The following is a 20896-nucleotide window of genomic DNA, read 5'->3' on the forward strand; positions in this document are numbered from 1 at the left end:
GGGGCCGTACCTTGACGGGGCCTTTTCTGCCGCTGTATTCTATGCTGCCACTTTCGCTGCGCTGGTTTTTTCTGATTTTGCTGCTGAGCAGCACGCCAATCCTTAGCCGTGCCGGCGTAATTCGGGGCACGGTGAGCGGGGCTGATAAGGCCGGCCTGGCCTTCGCCAACGTGGCCGTGCGCGGCGCGGCCACCAGCACGGGTGCCAACGAGCAGGGGCAGTTTCAGCTGCGGCTGCCGGCCGGGCAGTATGATTTGGTCTTTCAATACGTGGGCTACAAGCAGCACATCGAGCCGGTGCGCGTGCCGGGCGGCGACTCCACGCTCACCGTCAACGTTATGCTCCAGCCCGAGGCGTACAACCTAGGCGAGGTGCTGGTGAAATCATCCGACCGCGACCCAGCCTATGCCATCATCCAGGAAGCGCAGCAGTGGCGGGCCTACCACAAGCGCGAGGTGGCGGCCTACCGCGCCCGCATCTACATCAAGGCCCTGGGCCGCATCACCGACACGCCTGCCAAAATCATGGGCCTGTTCAAGCTGGGGCCAGACATCAAAAAGGGAATTTTTTACCTCTCCGAAACCGTGTCGGATTTCAGCTTCACACAGCCTAATATTGTGAAGGAAAAGATGTTGTCGAGTCGCATCAGCGGCGACTCGCGGGGCATCAGCTTCAACCGGGCCAGCGCGGGGCGCAACCTGAGCTTCTACGAGAACCTGATAAACCCGGGATTCTCGGAGCGTGGCTTTGTGTCGCCCATCGCGGGCAATGCCATGCTGTTCTACAAGTACGAGCTGGTGGGCAGCACCCCGCAGGGGGGCGTGCTGGTGCACAAAATTAGGGTGGTGCCGCGCCGCCGGACGGACCCCGTTTTCGCGGGCTTCATCTACATCGTGGACGGCTCGTGGCGCATCCATTCCGTCGATTTGCACCTGGATAAAGATGCTCAGCTCGACTACGTGGACGAGCTGCACCTGGCCCAACAGTACGCGCCCGCGCCGGGTAATCCCAATGTCTGGCTCATTCAGTCGCAGCAGGTGACGGCAAATCTTTCGGGGTTGGGCTTCAAAGGGTCAGGCTACATCACGGCCGTGCTTTCCAACTATGCCAACGTGGTACCTACCTACCCCACACCGCCCGAACCCAAGGCCGCGCCGCCCGTGGTGGCCGAGGGCAAAAATGCCCCTGTGGGCCAGGAAACCGCCGCCCAAATCCGCAAGCGCAAGCCCGACCTGCGCGGCCTCAACGCCCAGGTGCGCAAAAAAGTGAAGCAAGCCCAGCGCGACTCGCTCAAAAACGACATCTTCGCCCAGATGCCGCGCGGCGAGGTGCAGCTGGTGGAAAAAGGCGTGAATGAGCGCGACTCGGCTTACTGGGACGCTGTGCGCCCAGTGCCCCTCACGGCCGAGGAACAGAAGGATTACCGCGTGAAGGACAGCACTGAGGTCATCCGCCGCTCGCGTCCTTACCAGGATTCGATGGACCGCAAGCGCAACGAGTTCGAGCCCATCAGCCTGCTGCTGGGCGGCTACACGCACGTTAATAGCTTCAAAAAGACGTCGTTCTACGTGCTGCCGGTGTCGCAGATTTTCCAGTACAACACCGTGGAAGGGGCTGTGCTCAACGCCCAGGCCACCTTCCGCAAGCGCACCGATGACCGGCGGAATTTTAGCATCACGCCGGTGCTGCGCTACGGGTTCAGCAGCAAGGAGCTGAACCCCAGCCTGGAAGCGAGCTGGCAACTGCACCCGGCCCGCCGCCAGCAAATCGGCCTGAAAGCCGGCCGCACCATCGAGAACTTCGACAAGAACTCGCAGGTGACGCCGCTCATCAACACGCTCTACACGCTGTTTGACAACCGCAACTACGCCAAGCTTTACCGTCGCGACGGGGCCGAGCTCAGCTACCTCACCGAGCCGCTGACGGGCCTCACGCTCCTGACCACTGCCGCTTATTTCGACCGCCACGAACTTTACAACACCACCGACTGCTTGCTACACGACGTGCCAGGCCGCGCCTTCACCCCAAACCGGCCCGTGAGCGACGAGCTGCCCGATACCGGCTTCGGCCGCAGCCGCATTCTCACCCTGGCGCTGTCGGCCGATTTCAAGCCCGGCCAGCGCTACATCAGCCGGCCCGATGGCCGATTTAACCTCGGCTCGAAATGGCCCACCTTCAACGTGCAGGGCCGGCTGGCCGTGCCGCACGCGCTGGGGGCCGATGTGCGCTACCTGCTGCTGCAAGCCGGCGTGCGCGATGCCGTGCCGCTGGGACTATTGGGCACCAGTAACTTCCGGGTGAACGTGGGCGGCTTCGTGGGTAAACAGGAAGGGATGACCTTCATCGATTACCGCCACTTCTCCGGCAACCAAACCATCCTGGCCGGCAATTTCAGCAACTACCAGCTGCTGGACTACTACCGCTTCAGCACCAACAATACCTACCTCGAAGCGCACTACGACCACCACTTCAACGGCTTCATCTTCAACAAAGTCCCGCTATTTCGCAAGCTGAAGTGGCAGGAAGTTGTGTCTCTCAATTACCTCACCACCGCTCAGGCCGGCCACTACGTGGAGCTGGGCGCGGGCGTGGAGCACATCCTGAAAGTGCTGCGGGTGGATTTCTACACCGCCCTGCAAAGCGGCCAGCGGTTGGGCACGGGCCTGCGGATAGGCGTGGGATTTTAGGGTAGGAGGGCAAGAGGGTGTGAGGGTATGAATTAACAGAAGTAATAACTCCTACCCTCATGCCCTCACACCCTTCTATTTATTACGGATGGCGCGCATCATGTTGGCCAGCGCGGCGGCCGGGTAGGCTTTGCCGCGCGAAATCACGGCGTCGATTTTTTTGATGTTGGCGATGTCTTCCAGCGGGTTGGCGGTCAGCAGCACCAGGTCGGCGTCTTTTCCGGGGGCGATGGCTACGGTTTGCTCGGCCACGCCCATGAAGCGGGCGCCATTGAGCGTGGCGGCTTGCAGCGCCTGCAGTGGCGTGAGGCCGGCTTTCACCAGCAAAATCACCTCTTCCTGGAGCGAGGCCCCGGGGTAGACGAATGAGTTGAACGGGCCGCTATCCGAGCCGGCCAGCAGCGTGACGCTGGCCGCCTGCATGGTGGGAATCATGCTCATGAATTTGGCTTCCAGTTTCTTGCTGAAATTCTGGCTGGCCAGTGGCTGCACGCGGGCGCTGGTGAGCCGGCGCTGGTAAGTGGCCTGAATCCTGGGGTCGATATAGGCCAGAAGGGTGTCGCGGGCGTGGTCGTTTTCGGGCAGCTCCGTCAGCGTTTTGCCGATGTAGAGCGTGGGCACGGCGGCCGTGTGGCGCTTGGCCATGAGGGCAAAGATGCGGCTGGCGGCGGCCGGGCTGTAAGTATCATATACCGCCGGTAGCGTGGCAAACAGGCCCATCGGCTTGCTTGTGCCCAGGCTGTTGCGCACCAGCGAGGTGAGGCTGTCTTCCTTGCCGGAGCAGGCTTTAAACACGTAGTAGAGGTGCTCGGTAGCGTCGAGCCCGCGCTTCACGGCGTCGCTCAGCTTCACGGAGTAAGGCATATGGCCGGTGGTTTTCAGGCCGCGTCGCTGGGCCTGCCGGATGGTTTCGAGGTAGGCCGCGCCCGAAATCTTGCTGTCGTAAATCTTCACGTAGTCCACCTTAAGCCGCTGCAACGAGTCGAGCGCCTTATTGATTTGGGCCTTGGTTTCGACTTCCAGCGAGCCTGGCCAGTAGGCGCCCGGCCCATCAATCTTGGGGCCGGAGGTGAAGATGCGCGGCCCGGCCAGCCGGCCCGCGTCCATGTCGCGCCGCCACTGGAAAATGCTGGGCGTGAGGTCGCCACCCGCGTCGCGCACCGTGGTGACGCCGTGGGCCAGGAACAGGGTCAGGCTTTTTTTATTGGCCGCGGCCAGGCTGTCGCCGCCCCGGAAGTGCACGTGCATGTCCCACAGGCCGGGGATGAGGTAACGGCCGTTGCCGTTCACGTACTGCCGGGCGGCGTAGCTGTCCTTGTCGGCCAGCTGCACGCTCACGATTTTGCCCTTCGCAATGGCCACCACCTGGTTGGGCGTGAGCTGGCCCGTGCGCACGTCCACGATGGTGACGTGGTTGATAACCACGTCGTAAATCTCCAGCTTGGTGGGGCGGCGGGCGCACGCGGTGAGCAGCGCGGCGGCCAGCAAACCAAAAACAACTCGGGACAATCTCATGCGGGCGGTGACAAGCAGGTCCGGCAAAGTTAGCCCGGCAAGCGCACCGTGAACCGGGTGAACTTTCCTTCCTGCGTTTCGACGGTCAGCGTGCCCGCGTGGCCCTTCGTAATAATGTCATACGCCAGCGACAGCCCCAGGCCGGTGCCATCACTGGCCGGCTTGGTGGTGAAGAAGGGCTGGAACACCCGCTCTACCATGCTGGCCGGAATGCCAAAGCCGTTGTCATGCACCTCAACCTCAATCCATTCGCTGGCGCGGCGTGTTCGCACACATACTTGCGGTTGAAAACCGGGGCCGTTGGCCTGCTGATGCTGCCGCACCGCATAAAAGGCGTTTGTGAACAGGTTCAGCAGCGCCCGGCCCAGTTCCTGCGGCACAGTTGCTACGGTACCCACGGCCGCATCGAAATGGGTTTCCAGCTCCACGGCGGGCGTGAGGTGCTGGTCTGGTGCGCTCTGATAAGCCAAGCGCAGGTTTTGAGCCACTAGGGCGTTGAGGTCGGTGGGCACGGGCAGCCGGGGGCCGGGGCGGGCGTGCGCCAGCATATCGGCGATGATGGCCGAAGCGCGCTGCCCGTGCGCACTGATTTCGTGCAGGTTCTGTTTTAAGCCATCCAGTATTTGCTGCTCCAGGCCGTCCGGCGGGGTGGTACCGTCGTGGTCGAGCAGGCCCACGCTCACGTCGGCAAACTTGCGCATGAAAGCCAACGGATTCTGCAGTTCATTGGCAATGCCAGCCGAAAGCTCGCCCACGAAGGCCCATTTTTCGGCCGCCACCAGCTGGGCCTGAATAGCCCGTACCTCTGTCAGAGCCTCGTCCAAGGCATTGCGCTGGGCTTCAATCTGGGCGTTGCGCTCGTTAAGAAGGCGGTTGGCGCGGCGCTGACGGCGGTTGGCCCAGCCGAGTAGCAGCGCCACCGTGAGCAAAACGCCCAACAGGGCCAGCAGGCCGGCCCGTTGGTAATCAGCCGTTTGCTGCTCTTGCGCCGCCCGCTGCCGGAGCTGTTGCTGCTGCTCAGTAAAGGCCAGCAATTCCAGCTGCCGGAATTTCTCGGGGCCAAAAAGGCTGTCGCGGGCCACTCCGGCCAGACTCTGGTAATGAAAGGCACTGTCGGGGCGGTGGCGGGCCTGGTACAGCCGCGCCAGCAGCGTCCCGGCGTCCATCACCGTGAGGCGATACGACACGGCCTGGGCCTGGCGTAAGGCGTTGCGGGCGTGCTGCAGGCTCGAATCGGGCTGGTGCAGTTGCTCAAATAGCAGGGCCATGTGGTAGTGCGCCATGGCGCGGTTGCGCAAGTCGTTGGTCGCCTGCGTTTCGTGCAGAGCCCGGCGGTAATAGGCGAATGCTTCCGGATAATGACCCAGACGGGCCTGCACTACGCCCATGTTGCGCAGCGCCAGCGCCACGGCCAGCCGGGGCCGCCGGTTTTGGGCAATAAGCGCTTCGGCCCGCTGCTGCAGGGCCAGCGCCGAATCGAGCTGGTTGAGCTTCTCGTAGCAGCTGCCCAGGTTAGTGAGGGCACCTGCCACCCACGGCAGCCGGTGCAGGCGGCGGTATAGCCCCTCCGAAGCCCGATAGTAGCCGATGGCTTGCGGGTACTGGCGCAGGTCGAGGCTAATATTGCCCAGGCAGTTCAGGTTGTAGGCTTCGCCTTCGGGGTCGTGGGTTTGGCGGCTGAGCTGAATGGCAATTAACTGGTTGGCGTAAGCCTTGGGCAGGTCGCCGCGCTCGCGCAGCACCATGCCAATCATGCCCTGGGCCCGGCCGCGGCCTTTGTCGAAATTTAGCCGTCGCGCCAGCTGCCACGCTTCCTGGGCCAGGTACATCGTCGAATCGGGCCGCGAGGCCCGGTAGGTGCGGCCCAGTTCCAGCAGCAGCAGCACCCGGGTCGAGTCGGCCGGAGTATGCGCCAGCATGCGCCGCAGGCTGGCGGTGGCCGGGGTTTGGGCACGGGCACACGGCCCCCAGCCAGTGAAGGATAGCCACAGGAATAGCAGCAGCAGGCGCGCGGCTGGGGCAGGCATTACAGGAATTGCGGAAAGGAATGGAAAGGAAGGACGGCTTGCAAGAACCGGGCTAGGACGGGCTAGGAGAGGAACGTCACCACGGGCTTACGAATTGCAAGCAGTTACGTAAAACAGACTTATTCGGCTTGCCGACTAAATTGATAACAAACAATTTCCAGCAGTAGTTGATAAAAACATATTGATAATCAGGCCGCCAATAGCGCGCATTCTATTCCCAAGAATAAGAAAGGCCGCTTCGAACAATCGAAGCGGCCTTTCTTATATCCTCTTATTAATGCCTGCGTGCGGATAACCACCTGATTGTGAGGCGTTATTCGACTTGTGTTCACCGCTCTACAGCGGCTTTTTACGCTCGGCCTGAAATTTCTTTAACTGCGGGTCAACCTGCTTTTTATCGCCCACTACCACTACGGTCATGGCTTCGGGGCGGATGTATTTGCGAGCGGTGGCACTCACCTGCTGGGGCGTCACGGCGTTGATGTTCTGTACCTGCTCGGTCAGGAAGCTGTCGGGCAGGCCCTGCAGGTCGAGGTTGTTGAGCTGGCCGATGATGCCGCCGGGGCTGGAATTGCGGAGTACGAACATGCCACTCTCATAATTCTGAATGCCCTTGAGCTCGGCTTCGGTGGGCGGCGTTTTCTGCAGGCGCTCCACTTCGTTCATGATTTCACGCAGCGAATTGTAGGTGTCGGCGGTGGTCACGTCGGCATTTTCGCTCCAGTTGCCGGTGTGGTAGTGGGTTTCGAGGTAGCTGTAGGGCGAGTAGGTGTAGCCCTTGTCCTCCCGGATGTTGCGCGTGATGCGCGAGCCAAATGAGCCGCCTAGCAGTGAGTTCGTCACCCGCAGGCGGATGTAGTCGGGGCTAGTGGGGTCGGCGGCGGGCAGGCCCACCACAATGGTTGACTGCGGTGCGCTGGGCCGGTCCTGGGTGAGAATATCGCCTCTGGTCAGCGGCTTGGCCACTTCGATGAGCGGGGCCGGCCCCTTCGTAAAATCCTTCCAGGCGCTGCTGATGGCTTGGCGCAGCGCCGGCGCATCAAACAGCCCGGCCGCGTACACGCTGGTGCGCTGGGCGCCGTACTGGCTCCGATAAAAATTTTGCACCTGTTCCAGGGTCAGGGCATCGAGCTGAGCATCAGTAGGCAGGGGCCGGCCGTAGGGGTGGCTGCCGTAGATGGCGGCCGAATATTTCTGGCGGGCCTGGGTGCCGGGCTGGGCGCGGGCCAGGTTCATCTGCCGCTTCAGGTCGGTTTTGAGGCGGGACAGCTCCGAGGCCGGCAACGCGGGGTTCATTACCACCTCGGCCAGGAGCGTGGCCAGCTGCGGGGCGTATTCGCTCAGGCAGGAAGCCTGCAGCGTGGTTTGGTCGGCGCCCGCCGAGATGTAGAGCGAGCCGCCCATGCGGGCCATTTTCTCGGCCAACTGGGTAGCTGTCATGGTGGGCGTGCCTTCCTGCAACAGCTTGGCCAGCAGGTCGGCCACAGCCACTTCGTTGGCCCCCTCGTGCACATTGCCTGCCTGAATGGCCACCATCATGGTCACTTTGGGTACCTGGCCGTAGGGCACCAGCCGGCCTTTCAGGCCGTTATCCAGAGTGAAGTCTTCCTTGGCGGGCAGGGCAAAATCGCGGGGGGCGCTGCCTTCGGGCGGGGTTTCTTTGGGGGCGGCCGGGGCGTTGGCCGCGGCTACGGCCTTGTTCACGCTAGCAGCGCGTGAGGTGGTGGGCTTAGCCGCGGCTTTGGGTTTGGCGGGGGCTTGCTGGGCCTGCGCTCCTGGCGCACCGCTGGCAACGAGGGCCGCACCGAGCAGCCCGATAAATAGCTTGTTCATGGCGATGAGAGGGACGGCTAGCTCTTGGCCAGCGGGTTGACGGTGAGAATGGTGCGGTTGCCGGGGCGCAGGTATTCGCGGATGGTTTTCTGCATCAGCTCGGGCGTTACCTTGCGGAATTCGGCTTCAAGGCGGTTGATGCGTGCCGGGTCGTTGTCGAACAGTGCAAACACCGCCAGCAAGTCGGCCCGCCCGAAGTTGGTCGAGCCGCTCATCTGGTCATAGAACGCGGAGCGGATTTTCACCATTGCAAGGTCCAGCGTAGGCTGGTCGATGCCATTCTTCGCCAGCTTGCCGACTTCCTGGTCGAGCACGCGCACCACCGAGTCGGCTTGCACGGTGGGGTCGTAAATGAGGCTGCCCATCCACAGCATCGGGCCGTTGTAGTTGAACTGGTTGCCGAGGTCGGAATTGATGCCGCCGCTCACGGCATCGGAGTAGCCGCGCTTCTGCACCAGCGCCTGGTAAAGGCGGCTGTCGTTGCCCTGTAGCAGAATCTGGTCCAGCATTATCATGGCGTAATACTCGGGCGTGTTGCGGTCAGGCATGTGGTAGGCGAAGGCCAGGGCGGGCTTGGTGGCCAGCTTATCATCTTGCGCGAAGCGCTGCTCCTGCTCTTGGCGCGGCTCCGTGAGGTCGGGCTTGGGCGGCTGCGGGGCGCTGGGAATGTTGCCATAGTATTTCGCCACCCAGGCCTTGGCTTCGGCGGGCTCAAAGTCGCCCACCACGGCCAGCACGGCGTTGTTGGGGGCGTAGTAAGTCTTGAAGAATGTCTTGGTATCGGCCAGGTTAGCGGCGTCCAGGTCCTTCAGGTCGCCGTAGAAATTGTGGGCGTTGTTCCAGTTTTTGTTGGCCTTCATGGGCATGTCAATCCACGGGAAGCTGCCGTAGGGCTGGTTGAGCACGTTCACGCGCACCTCGCTTTTCACCACGCCCTGTTGGTTGGTGAGGTTGCTTTGGTTGATGGCCAGGCCGCGCATCCGGTCAGCCTCGGCCCACAGAATGGTTTCGAGCTTGTTGCTGGGCACCACCTCATAATAGTTGGTAAAATCGAACCGCGTCGAGCCGTTCAGCGCCCCGCCGTTCTTCTGAATGAGCTGAATAAACTCGGCCTTGCCCAGGTTCTGTGAACCCTGAAACATCAGGTGCTCAAACAAATGCGCAAAGCCCGTGCGGTTGCGTGGCTCGGTGCGGAAGCCCACCGCGTAGTAGTCCGCCACGGTGGCCGTGGGCGCGGTATGGTCGGGCGAGAGCACCACCCGCAGCCCGTTCGGCAAGGTGTAGTATTCCACCGGAATCTGGAAGGCCGGGCTGGCCGCGGCCGCGGGCGGTGGGGTAGCCACGCTGGTGGCGGGGCCGGCCGCCGGGGCCGTGACCACCGACGTAGCCTGGTGGCTGCACGCGCTCAGGGCCAGCGCCATGGCCGGAACCCATTGCCAGCCAAAGCGGCGGTTATTTAACTGTCTCATAGGTGAAAAGGTATGAATGTGAAGAAAGTGTGTTCGATTTACACATTATTGCCGAAACCTCGCCAATCCTGGCTGTAGAATGTTGCTCAGGCAGCAGATGCAGTGCCCACTTGCGGGGTTGCTCCACGGCCGGCCAAAACTCCCGGGCGTTGAAACGCAACGCCGTTTTTTGCCGGACCTTTGCGCCATCATGCTCTTCCCTCGCTTCCTCGACCTGCCCGCCCTCGTACCCGGCCGCCTGCTGCAAGCCCCTGCCGATGCCACGGCCGAAGTGCGCCACCTGCTGCTCGATAGCCGCCGCGTGGGCTTGCCCGCCGGGGCCGTGTTCTTCGCCCTGCGCGGCCCCAGCCACGACGGCCACCGCTACCTACCCGACCTCTACACCCAAGGCGTGCGCCTGTTTGTGGTGGAAGAAAGCGCAGCGCTGCCCGGCGGACTGGCCACGTATGCCGGGGCTGGCATTCTGGCCGTAGGCAGCCCGCTGGCGGCCCTGCAGTCGCTGGCCGCCGCGCACCGTGCCGGGTTTGCCGGTCCGGTCATCGGCATCACAGGTTCCAATGGAAAAACCATTGTGAAAGAGTGGTTGGCCCAATTGCTGAGCCCCGACGAAGATATCTGCCGCTCGCCTCGCTCCTACAACTCGCAGGTGGGTGTGCCGCTCAGCGTGTGGGAGTTGAACCCCGAACGCCACACCCTGGGAATTTTTGAAGCCGGCATTTCGGAAGTAGGGGAGATGGCGCATCTGGCGAAAATCATCCAGCCCACCGAAGGCATTTTCACCAACCTCGGCACGGCCCACGATGCCGGTTTTGCCTCCGAGGAACAGAAGCTGCACGAGAAGCTGCAATTGTTTCAAGGCCAGAGATTTCAGTGCCTGTTCTACTGCGCCGACCAGCCCCAGGTACGCGCCGCCGTAGCAGCTCTGCACCTGCCCGGTTTCTGCTGGACTCGCCTGCCCCAGCAGCCCGCCGACCTGCGCTTCACCACCGAAGCCAGCCCCGCCCACGCCACCCGCCTGCACGCCGACTACCTCGCCACCGGCCTCAGTGCCGCGTTCACGCTGCCCTTCGCCGACGAGCCCTCCATCGAAAATGCGCTGCACTGCCTGGCCGTGCTGCTGCACCGGCAGGTCGAGCCAGCTGAGATTCAGCGCCGCTTGCTGCGCCTGCACCCGGTAGCCATGCGCTTGGAAATGAAGCTGGGCCGCCACGATTCCTACCTGCTCGACGACACCTACAACAACGACCTAGCCGGCCTGGCCTTGGCCCTCAACGCCCTGGCCCGCCAGAGCCGCCCCGGCCGCCGTACCCTCATTCTCAGCGATGTGCTAGAATCCGGCCTGAGCAGCCCGGAGCTATATGCCCGCGTGGCCGCCCTGCTGCCTGCGGCAGGCGTGAGCCGACTGGTGGGCATCGGGGAGGAAATATCATCTCAGTTAAGAGTTAAGAGTTATGAGTTAGGAGTTGAGAGCGAAAAGTTGGGCGTTGGAGCGGCAGAAGCCGAGCCCAACGCCTCCCCTAATCAATTCTTAACTCTTAACTCTCAACTCTTAACTCAATTCTACCCCACCACCGAAGCCTTCCTGGCCCAGCTAAACCCCACGGATTTCGCCCACGAAACCATCCTCATCAAAGGGGCGCGGCGCTTTGGATTCGAGCGCATTGTGGCTGCCTTGCAGGCCCAGCAGCACGGTACGTTGCTCGAAGTTAACCTCGACGCCCTCAGCCACAACCTGCAGCATTACCGCCGTCAGCTCCGGCCGGGCACCAAGCTCATGGTGATGGTGAAGGCCTTCGCCTACGGCGCGGGCTCCTACGAAGTAGCCAGCCTGCTCGAATTCCAGCGCGCCGACTACCTCGCCGTGGCCTATGCCGACGAAGGCGTGGCCCTGCGCGAAGCCGGAATCAGCCTGCCCATCATGGTAATGAACGCCGCGCCCGATGCCTTCGAAGCCCTGCGCCGCTACCGCCTAGAGCCCGAAATCTATTCCTTTGAGATGCTGGATGAGTACCTGGCTACGTTCTCCGAACCCGCCGATAACAGCCTGCCCGCTCCCAAAATCCACCTCAAGCTCGATACTGGCATGCGCCGCCTCGGTTTCGACGAAGCCGACCTGCCGGCCCTGGCCGCCCGCCTGCGCCAGCACGCCGCCCGCCTGCCCGTGGCCAGCATGATGACCCACCTCGCCGCCGCCGACGACCCCGGCCACGACGACTTCACCCACGAGCAACTGGCCGCCTTCCGCCGCATGACGGCCACGCTCGAAGCGGCCCTGGGACATTCCGTGCTCAAGCACGCGCTGAACTCGGCCGGCATTCTGCGCTTCCCGGAAGCACAGTTCGACATGGTGCGTCTCGGCATCGGCCTCTACGGCGTGGACGCCAGCAACACCGCCGACCCCACCGCTCTGCGCCCCGTGAGCCAGTTACGCACCACCATTTCCCAAATCAAAACCCTGCCCGCCGGTTTCACTGTGGGCTACGGCCGTCGGGGCACCGCCGCCGCCACCGAGCGCCGCATTGCCACTCTGGCCATTGGCTACGCCGATGGGTATGACCGCCGCTTTGGCAACGGCACGGGCACGGTGCTCATCCACGGCCAACCGGCCCCGCTGATAGGCTCGGTGTGCATGGATATGTGCATGGTCGACGTAACCGCCATCCCGGCCGCCCGGGCCGGCGATGTCGCCCTGATTTTCGGCGAGGGGCTACCGCTGCCGGAGCTGGCCAGTCGCATCGGCACCATTGCCTACGAATTGCTCACCAACGTGAGTGAGCGCGTGAAACGGGTATTCGTGAGCGAATAGGTAGTACTGTGGGTGTTAATTTTCAAAGACCTGGTTGGCTGCCAACTGTGGCAGCAACATTTACTGATGAATAACATCTTATTCGTTTAGACAGGTCAGGAATGTCTTACGTGGGGAGAAAATGGCTATTCGGCGAAAAAAATTGAAGAATAAGTAGGGGGGAATGAGTTTTGTAGCTGGTGCCTTCCGGTATCGTTATATACTCCACCTTTTTCCGCTCTAAGTGAAATCAACTTTACTCACAGCTTCTCTTGCTTTTTTTCTTTGCTGCACGGCCCTGCCACAGGCCTGGGCCCAATCCGATGCGACAGCCGAAATTGTCGGTACCATCCGCACCGACAAGGGCACTTTGCTTACGGGAGCTACTCTCTCGGCCCTGCACCTGCCCACGGGAATTCGCCGGGTCACTACCACCGATTTGCAAGGGCATTTCGACCTGAATACCCTGCTGTCCGGCGGCCCCTACGCCTTGCAGATTATCCAGCCGGGTTTCCGCTCGCAGGTTATCAACAATGTGTTTTTGAAAAGCGGACAGCCCGCCGAATTTCAGTTCAACCTCGTGCCCGACCTGGTGGGCGTGGGCACGCGCCGCGCCGACCGCAGCGAGCAGGACGCCGTGGCACCCGTGGATGTGATTGACATGCACGACCTGGCCACTACTGGCGCCTATGTCGACAATACCCGGCTGCTGAATTACGTGGTGCCCTCGTTCAATTCCAACCGCGAAACGTCGGCCGATGGGGCCGACCACGTCGACGGCTTCAACCTGCGCGGCCTCGGGGTCGACCAGGTGCTGGTGCTGGTGAACGGCCACCGCCGCCACTCGTCGGCCCTGATTAATCTGTTGGGAAGCCGCGGCCTGGGCAGCTCGCCCACCGACCTCAACACCATCTCATCCAACGCCCTCGACCGGGTCGAGATTCTGCGCGACGGCGCCGCGGCCCAGTACGGGTCCGATGCCATTGCCGGGGTAATGAACCTGACCCTGAAAAGCGACAACCACGGCGGTAATGTATTGGTCAACAACGGAATTCATAGCTCCGGCTTTGGCTATAATACCACGCTTAGTGTAAACAAAGGGCTGAAACTAGGCCGGCAAGGTTTCCTGAACGTGACCGGCGAAGCCGACTACCGCAACTACACCACCAGCCCCGGCTACAGCCGCGACCTGAATTCATGGCCCATCTTTTCGCCCGTGGCGGCCCGCGAAGATTCCTTCCTGCTGGCCAACGGCAAGACCAGCCGCGACTACCGCCAGCGCAACGGCGATGCCCGGATGATGAACTACCGCGCCGTGTACAACGCCGCTATTCGCCTCTCCGAAAGAGCCCGGCTCTATTCCTTTGGCACGTATAACTACCGGCGCGGCCAGGCGGTGGCGCCGTGGGTGCTGCCCAGTGCCAACCCGCTCGACCTGGTGGACCGCGACGGTTTCCGCCTGGGCTACCAGCCCGACATCAATACCCGCATCAACGACGGAGCCGCCGTGCTGGGCCTCGACCTGCAGCTCGGCCGCTGGGCGCTTGACCTGAGCCAGAGCGCCGCCGCCAACCGCATGCTGTACGACCTGAGCAACACGCTGAACCCTTCGCTGGGCGTGGCTTCGCCCACCACCTTCGAGGCCGGCGGCCTGCAGCTCAACCAGTACGTGACCAACGCCACCATGAGCCGCCTGTTTGGCAACGTGCTGGCCGGCACCAACGTCGCCTTCGGTACCGAATTCCGGACCGATGCCTACAAAATCATCGAGGGCGATGAAAACTCCTGGAAAGACTACGGCCAGGGCGCGGCCGGCGCCTCGGGTGGCTCGCAGGGCTTCATCGGCTTCAACCCCACTTCGGCCGCCTCGGGCAAAGGCAGCCGTCAGAACGTGGCGGGTTTCCTCGACGTGGAGGCCGACGTAGTGAAGCGCTGGACCGTGGGCGGGGCCGTGCGCTTCGAAAATTACTCGGACTTTGGCTCGAAGCTGATTTACAAAGCCAACACCCGCGTGCAGCTCACCAACTGGCTGGCCCTGCGGGCGGGCTACAACACCGGGTTCCGGGCCCCGTCGCAGGCCCAGCAGGTGTATAGCCAGCTCACGCTGCTGCCCACGGCCACTGGCACCACGTATTCCGGCATTTTCAACAACCAGAGCGCCATTGCCCAGGTGGCGGGCATTGGCCGCCTGGCCCCCGAAACCTCGCGCAACCTCAGCGCCGGCCTGGTGCTGAAGCCTGCCAAGAACCTGTCGCTTTCCGTCGATTTGTACAACATCGACATCGACAACCGCATCAGCCTCACCAACGTGTTCAGCGACACCACGGCCAGCTCATTGGGCAAGGCCCTGAAAGCGGCTAATACCGAGAGCGTGCAGTTTTTTGCCAATGCCGTCAATACCCGCACCCAGGGCCTCGACGTGGTGGCGCGCTACAATGCGGCGGTAAGCCGCGGGACCCTGTACGCGTCGCTGGCTGCCAACTTCAACGCCACCAGCCTGCGCAGCCTCCAGGTGCCCGAATCCTTTCAGGGCATTCAGAATGACAACATCGCCGGCAATAACTTCATTGGCCAGCGTGAACTGTCGCTTCTTACCACCGGCAGCCCCAAGAGCAAGCTCATTGGCACGCTGGGCTACGATGGCAACAAGCTTGGCGGCCAGGTACGCGTCACCCGTTTCGGGCAGGTGTCGTTTTATGATTTCAACTTCGACGGCTTTGAGGAAGGCGCTTTCTTCCTGGTCTTCAAGCCCAAAACGACTACCGACCTGCTGCTCACCTACCACGCCTCGAAGGGCCTGCTGCTGGCGGCCGGTGCGCGCAACGTATTCAGCGTGCGCCCCGATAATATCGAAACTGCCGCCGACAACGGCCACGTACCCGACGGCGTGCCCGCGCCCTACAACCACGACCGGGCCTCGGCCAACGCCTACCTCACCGCCAAGCATCAGCAAAACGTGAGCCTGCCCTACGACCACGACATCCTGCCCTACCAGATGGTGCAGATGGGGGCCAACGGAGCCTTCTTCTACCTCAAGGCCTCTTACAGCTTCGGCTTGTAGCCAGCCGGTTTCACCTCGTAAAGCCTTCGTTTCGACGCCGAAACGAAGGCTTTTTTTGTGTCCGGGCCCGTGCGCGTAATGTTGGCAAGGTATTTATTTTGCTACTTTACATCTGGTGTAATGCGCCCGAAATATCTTTGGGGTAGCCCAGAGCTTTGTGATGCTCTTTAGTAATATGAAAACCAATACGTTCTTTCCTTTCCGCTTCGTCAGCTGCGCCTTTTTCTGCTTGGCCCTGGCAGTTTCTGCGCACGCTGATTCTCAGGCTCAAACGGCCGCCCCTGTAGCCGCCGCCGCCGATATGCCGCCCCTTGATGGCCTTTGGAAGGGCCCGCTGAAAGTTCCCGGCGGCCAGCTCGAAGTAATTTTTCGCTTCGTGAAACTCACCGGCGGCGAATATTTCTGTACCCTCGATGTGCCGCTCCAGAAGGTGAGTCGCATGAATGTGAAAACCGAAATCAAAGGCGACACCGTGCGCCTGTACGCCGAAGAAGCCGCCACCCGCTTCGTGGGCCGTGTCTCGGCCGATGGCAAGCAGATGGCCGGCACCTGGCAGTCGCCCGGCTTCAAAGTGCCGATGACGCTCACCTTCAGCGCCCTGCCCGCCATGAACGCCAAGAACGTGCGCCTCACTCCGCCCTACCGTGAGGAGGAAGCCACGTTCAGCAACCTCGCCGTCAATGCCCGCCTCAGCGGCATGCTCACCATTCCGGCTGGCCCGGGTCCGTTTCCGGCCGTGGTGCTGCTCAGCGACAGTGGCCCGCACGACCGCGACGGCACCGTGGGCGACTTTGCCCCGCTGGGCCAGCTAGCCGACTATCTCACCCGCCGCGGCGTGGCCGTGCTGCGCTTCGACGACCGCGGCGTAGGCAAATCCGGCGGCACCCCCGCCGTCACTACCGACGACCTAGTGACCGATGCCCAGGCCGGCCTCAATTACCTGCGCACCCGCCCCGAAATCGACCTTTCGCACCTTGGCCTGGTGGGCCACGGCGAAGGTGGCAACGTGGCCCTGCTGGCCGCTGCTCAGCCCCTGCCGCCCGCCTTCGTAGTAACGCTGGCTGCTTACGGCCTGCCCGGCCGCGACATTGTGGTGCAGCAGCAGGCCACCACCCTGCGCACCCTAGGCACCGAGACGGCCCAGATTGAAGCCGCGACCAAGCGCCAGCAGGCCATGCTCGAAATCATCCGCCAAACCACCGACAATGCTCAGGCACAAGCCATTGTGGCCAACATGCTGAAGCAGAACAACGCGGCCATCGACAACGCTACGGCCCAGGCCAGCGCCGCCGAAATGACTTCGGCGCGCTACCGCTACTTTCTGGCTTTCAACCCGGTGGAGAAGCTGCCGGCCGTCAACTGCCCCGTGCTGTTGCTCAACGGTACTTCCGACCTCACCATCAACGCCGACGCCAATATGACGGCCCTTACCAAAGGCCTGAAAAACAACAAGAGCGTGACGGCCAAGAAACTGGTTGGCGTGAATCACCTCTTCCAGCCCGACCCCACCAAGTGGCCGGTTATCAATGGCCAGCCCCAGCCCAATTTCTCGCCCGAAGCCGAGGATACCATCCGGGAATGGATTGTGGCGCAGTCCAAGAAATAAGGCCGCAGATTGTAACGGATTTGACGGATGACGCAGATTCGAACGGCCTTTGACAATGCCATTTGCCATGCCGGCTTACCACTTACCAACAAAAAAGGTCCGGCTCACAAGCCGGACCTTTTTTGTTGGTAATGAACAATCACATTTAGAACTGCAAACAACTGCCGTCCGAATCTGCGTCATCCGTCAAATCCGTTACAATCTGCGGCCTTACTTAATCATGTCGACCTCGGCCTTAATCATGGCGTTGTAGCGACGGCCCTGGCCGTTGGCCAGCGTCAGCAGGTTCCAACCCTTGCCGATGGTGTAGCTCCAAGTGCGGCTTTCCTTGTATTCGAAGGTGGGACGCATAATCTGACCGTAGGGCGTATAGTTGTCCATGAAGTTAGTGGTGTAGAACTTATCACCGCCCACAATCCACTCCATGGCTACGAAAAAGCCTTCCTCGGGAGCCGGGATGTTGTAGGTGCTCAGGTCGATGGTGTACCATTCGCCACCGCGCGCGGCCGAAACCACCACGTTTTCGGTAAGCAGGTCGGTGTTGGGGGCGTTGTAGTTGCCGTCGGCCTTGTAGATGCGGACGCGGAACGGCTCGCGCGGGAAGCCGTTTTCGCCGATATAAAAGGACACGGTGCGCACGTTGCCGAGCTTCTTCTGCTTGTCATTTTTCACGAAGAAGGCGTACTGCGAGCCCGGTAGGCCCTGAATCATGCCTTCGCCGGGGTTGTTCGACTTCGAGCCCAACTCCAGATTCTTAAGTTTACCGCCCTTCACGGTCACGTTCGACAACTCAATCACACGCTTTTTCAGCTCGATAATGAGGTCTTCGGTGCTGCCACGCTTGATAAATACGGCGCTGCGCTCGTAGCCGAGCGTCATCACGATAAGGGAATCCTGGCTGGTTTTTTCAAGGCCGGCCAACTGGAAATAACCGTATTCGTTCGTGAGCGCCCCGGTGCCTTCCTCGCGCAAACCGATGGAGGCGAACGGAACCGGGTCTTTGGTTTTGGCATCCACGACGCGGCCCGTAATGCGGTTTTCCTGCGCCCAGCTCAGCGCCGGCAACAGCAACAGAAAGGCCAGAGCGAGAAAAGGTATGCGTTTCATCATCGCCAAAAATAATTTATAATGGGTTGTAGTCTGGCAAATTTACAAATTTTGAGTCACTCTGCTAGCATCCTTTATTCCCTGAAGCACGTATTGGCGCGCTATATGCAGATTTTTTTTTGCTGCGTAACAACGGCAGCCTGATTTTATTGCTGTACAAGCCCATCGGGCTGCGCCAACTGGTTTTAAAGCCGGTTGGTAATAATACGATTGAGCAATGGAAAAATAAAAAAATCAACATTACTGAATCCTTTCCCGTACTGGGACCGGAATCATTTTCCAGAACCTACCTACTTCATTTCATGAAAAAGTCCTTCTTCTCGCTGCTAGCCGCTGCCACGCTGCTGGCCAGCTGTGAAACCAAACATTCGGAAACCAAAGACCAGCTTAGCGAAGCCGGCCAGGACACTGCCGTGATGGCCCGCGATGGGAAAACGGTAGCCGACGTGGCCAGCGATGCCGGTGCCGCCGTCGACAATGCCTGGGACATGGGCAAAGCCAAACTGGCCGACGTAAAATTCAAGGAAATCACCCTGCCCGGCGTATCAGTGCGCGGCGATAGCACTTACAACGTGTACAGTGTCGACGAAAAAGTGCTGTTCGATACCGACAAAGCTGATATCAAGCCCAGCGCCGCCGAAGCTCTGAAACAAATCACCGGCTCCATCGGCCAGCGCTACAACACCAGCCAGGTACGGGTAATGGGTTTTGCTGACTCGCGCGGCGACAAGAACTACAACAAAGACCTGAGCGAGAAGCGCGCCGAAGCCGTGAAAAACTACTTGGTGGCCAACGGCAACATTGCCGCCACCCGCGTAAGCGTGGAGCCGATGGGCGAAACCATGCCCGCCGCCTCGAACGCTACGGCAGCCGGCCGCCAGGAAAACCGCCGGGTAGAAATTGCCGTCCGCACCAAATAATCTACTGCGTAGCCACCAGCCACGGTTGCTGACGGCCGCCAATTGCAAACCGAAAAGCCCCTGCGTTATTCCGCAGGGGCTTTTTCTTTGAATTAAAGAATATGGCTCTGAGTAAGAGGGGGTAATAGTAAAGCTGAACAGTAACGAAGCGTTTTACGACGACATTCCCTTTGCTCTGGATTGGAGCTATAATATTACAGTGCAAATATTTATCTGTTATTTTGTATTGCTGTTCTCAGAATTTTGGCTCCAATAATGAGCAAATGAGTTTACTATATACTGTATGCTACTGCTTATCTTTCGGGGCCGTAAGTCAAGTTTGGTCTTTAATTAAATAGAATGAGGAGAAGTTTACTATGCGTTCTTCTACTGTTTGGAATAACGAGTACCGTTTTGGGCCGGGGTCCCCAGGGCCGTCTGCCCTTGGGAGGATTATGGAAGGGTAAGCTCCCGGTGCTGGGGGGGAATCTGGATTTGACCATCAGTGTGATTCCGTTGGCGGGGGGCAAGTATTTTGCGGCCCTTGACGTGCCCGCTCAGAAGGTAAGCCGTATGGTAACGGAAGTGACCGTGCGCGGCGACTCGGTACTGCTGTGGATGCCGGCGGCTGGCAGCCGCTACGCTGCCCGCTTCGATTCGGTGCGGCGCGAGCTAAATGGGGTCTGGACGCAGGCGGGGGTGAAGTCGGCGGTGCGGCTGTTGCATTCGCCCATGCCTTCGGTCACGGGGCAGGGCACACGCCTGGCCCCGCCCTACCGCGAGGAAGAAGTGGTGTTTAACAATCCTTCGGCCCGCCTCAATTTTGCCGGGATGCTGACCGTGCCCGCCGGCCCGGGGCCTTTCCCGGCCGTGGTGATGGTGAGCGACATCGGTGCGCAGGACCGCGACGGTACCGTGGGTAACTACCACCTAATGGGCTCATTGGCCGACTACCTCACCCGGCGCGGCATTGCCGTGCTGCGCTACGACGACCGGGGCGTGGGCCAGAGCGGCGGCAGCACCAGCACCGCCACCACGGCCATGCTGGTGAGCGACGTGCAGGCGGCCGTGAATTTTCTGCGGGCGCGTCTGGAAATCAACATCAACCGCATTGGCGTGCTGGGCCACGGCGAAGGAGCCAACGTGGCCCTGCTGGCGGCCGGACAGCCGCTGCCGCCCGCCTTTGTGGTGGCGCTGGCGGGCTACGGCCTGCCCGGCGAGCAAACCCTGCTGCAACAGCTGGTGGACGAGCAGAAGGCCAAAAAAGTAGCTCCGCTGGAAATCCAGGCGGCTTATGAGCGCAAGCGGACGATGTACGACATCATCCGTCAAACCAACCCGCCGCAGGCGCAGGCCATTGTGAGCAACATGCTGCGGCAGGACCAGCCCACGCTGGAACCCCAGGCAGCCCAGGCGGCTGCAAATCAACTGCTTACGCCCTGGCGGCGGTATTTTCTGTCCTTCGACCCCATTGCCGACCTCGACCAGGTGCATTGTCCCGTGCTGCTGCTCAGCGGTACCGACGATGCCGAAGCACCCGCCGACCTGCACCTGACGGCCCTGGAAAAAGAGCTGAAAAGTGTGAACCACAACGTCACCGTGAAGCGTCTGCCGGGCGTCAACCACCTGTTTCAGCCCGCCAAAACTGAGTGGACGCTGATGAATGGCGAGATGAAGCCGCTGTTTTCGCCCGTGGCCGAGGAAACCATCCGGGAATGGCTGGTGAGCCTGGATGCGAAAAAATAGACCGCAGATTGTAACGGATTTGACGGATTACGCAGATTCGGACGGTGTTTGATTATGGCTTCAAATCTAATTTTCGTCAGAAATAAAAAGGTCCGGCTTGCAAGCCGGACCTTTTTTGTTAGCAGGTAATACGCCGACGGAGCACTCTACCGAAGGCTGAC

The 20896-nt window shown here is 61.1% G+C and carries 11 protein-coding genes; 6 read left to right on the forward strand and 5 right to left on the reverse strand.

Going from position 1 to position 20896, the window contains the following annotated elements:
- The first annotated feature begins 41 nt into the window (after window positions 1-41).
- The gene (locus I7X13_RS20565) at window positions 42-2687 is read left to right on the forward strand and encodes a DUF5686 and carboxypeptidase regulatory-like domain-containing protein (protein ID WP_198076929.1); all 2646 of its coding nucleotides are present in this window, start codon (window positions 42-44) and stop codon (window positions 2685-2687) included.
- A gap of 75 nt (window positions 2688-2762) precedes the next feature.
- Here the strand turns inward: I7X13_RS20565 and I7X13_RS20570 are convergent, their stop codons facing one another.
- The 4 genes from I7X13_RS20570 to I7X13_RS20585 form a co-directional block, all read right to left on the reverse strand.
- Window positions 2763-4202, reverse strand: a complete 1440-nt coding sequence (locus tag I7X13_RS20570) for an amidohydrolase family protein (protein ID WP_198076930.1) — start codon at window positions 4200-4202, stop codon at window positions 2763-2765.
- Between the two features lie 29 nt (window positions 4203-4231).
- Window positions 4232-6229, reverse strand: a complete 1998-nt coding sequence (locus I7X13_RS20575) for a tetratricopeptide repeat-containing sensor histidine kinase (protein WP_198076931.1) — start codon at window positions 6227-6229, stop codon at window positions 4232-4234.
- A 336-nt stretch (window positions 6230-6565) separates the two neighbouring features.
- Complete coding sequence (locus tag I7X13_RS20580; protein WP_198070601.1) at window positions 6566-8062, reverse strand: M16 family metallopeptidase; 1497 nt, start codon at window positions 8060-8062, stop codon at window positions 6566-6568.
- Window positions 8063-8079: 17 nt separating this feature from the next.
- Window positions 8080-9531 carry a M16 family metallopeptidase gene (locus I7X13_RS20585; RefSeq protein WP_233454876.1) on the reverse strand — a complete coding sequence of 484 codons (1452 nt, stop codon included), beginning with the start codon at window positions 9529-9531 and terminating at the stop codon, window positions 8080-8082.
- 190 nt (window positions 9532-9721) lie between these two features.
- Here I7X13_RS20585 and alr point away from each other — a divergent pair, with 190 nt between their 5' ends.
- The 3 genes from alr to I7X13_RS20600 all read left to right on the forward strand — a co-directional run bounded on the left by alr (window position 9722) and on the right by I7X13_RS20600 (window position 16983).
- The gene (gene alr / locus I7X13_RS20590; RefSeq protein WP_198076932.1) at window positions 9722-12337 is read left to right on the forward strand and encodes an alanine racemase; all 2616 of its coding nucleotides are present in this window, start codon (window positions 9722-9724) and stop codon (window positions 12335-12337) included.
- Between the two features lie 223 nt (window positions 12338-12560).
- Window positions 12561-15377, forward strand: coding sequence for a TonB-dependent receptor (locus I7X13_RS20595; RefSeq protein ID WP_198076933.1), 2817 nt, complete (start codon window positions 12561-12563; stop codon window positions 15375-15377).
- 175 nt (window positions 15378-15552) lie between these two features.
- Window positions 15553-16983, forward strand: coding sequence for an alpha/beta hydrolase family protein (locus I7X13_RS20600; RefSeq protein ID WP_198076934.1), 1431 nt, complete (start codon window positions 15553-15555; stop codon window positions 16981-16983).
- Between the two features lie 210 nt (window positions 16984-17193).
- Here I7X13_RS20600 and I7X13_RS20605 read toward each other — a convergent pair whose 3' ends face one another.
- Complete coding sequence (locus tag I7X13_RS20605) at window positions 17194-18090, reverse strand: carboxypeptidase-like regulatory domain-containing protein (RefSeq protein WP_198070605.1); 897 nt, start codon at window positions 18088-18090, stop codon at window positions 17194-17196.
- 302 nt (window positions 18091-18392) lie between these two features.
- On the opposite strand from I7X13_RS20605, the gene I7X13_RS20610 reads away from it, so the two are divergent.
- Window positions 18393-19010, forward strand: a complete 618-nt coding sequence (locus tag I7X13_RS20610) for an OmpA family protein (protein ID WP_198076935.1) — start codon at window positions 18393-18395, stop codon at window positions 19008-19010.
- Between the two features lie 474 nt (window positions 19011-19484).
- On the forward strand, window positions 19485-20735 hold the full coding sequence (locus I7X13_RS20615; RefSeq protein WP_198076936.1) for an alpha/beta hydrolase family protein: 1251 nt from the start codon (window positions 19485-19487) through the stop codon (window positions 20733-20735).
- The last annotated feature ends 161 nt before the right edge of the window (window positions 20736-20896 follow it).

It is taken from the genome of Hymenobacter negativus, from assembly GCF_016056375.1.
In the GTDB taxonomy this organism is placed as follows: domain Bacteria; phylum Bacteroidota; class Bacteroidia; order Cytophagales; family Hymenobacteraceae; genus Hymenobacter; species Hymenobacter negativus_A.

Bases quoted from the DNA above. Each gene is read 5' to 3' on its own strand.
- I7X13_RS20565 (WP_198076929.1), top strand. From the start codon at position 42: ATGCTGCCACTTTCGCTGCGCTGGTTTTTTCTGATTTTGCTGCTGAGC.
- I7X13_RS20570 (WP_198076930.1), bottom strand. From the start codon at position 4,202: ATGAGATTGTCCCGAGTTGTTTTTGGTTTGCTGGCCGCCGCGCTGCTC.
- I7X13_RS20575 (WP_198076931.1), bottom strand. From the start codon at position 6,229: ATGCCTGCCCCAGCCGCGCGCCTGCTGCTGCTATTCCTGTGGCTATCC.
- I7X13_RS20580 (WP_198070601.1), bottom strand. From the start codon at position 8,062: ATGAACAAGCTATTTATCGGGCTGCTCGGTGCGGCCCTCGTTGCCAGC.
- I7X13_RS20585 (WP_233454876.1), bottom strand. From the start codon at position 9,531: ATGAGACAGTTAAATAACCGCCGCTTTGGCTGGCAATGGGTTCCGGCC.
- alr (WP_198076932.1), top strand. From the start codon at position 9,722: ATGCTCTTCCCTCGCTTCCTCGACCTGCCCGCCCTCGTACCCGGCCGC.
- I7X13_RS20600 (WP_198076934.1), top strand. From the start codon at position 15,553: ATGAAAACCAATACGTTCTTTCCTTTCCGCTTCGTCAGCTGCGCCTTT.
- I7X13_RS20605 (WP_198070605.1), bottom strand. From the start codon at position 18,090: ATGAAACGCATACCTTTTCTCGCTCTGGCCTTTCTGTTGCTGTTGCCG.
- I7X13_RS20610 (WP_198076935.1), top strand. From the start codon at position 18,393: ATGAAAAAGTCCTTCTTCTCGCTGCTAGCCGCTGCCACGCTGCTGGCC.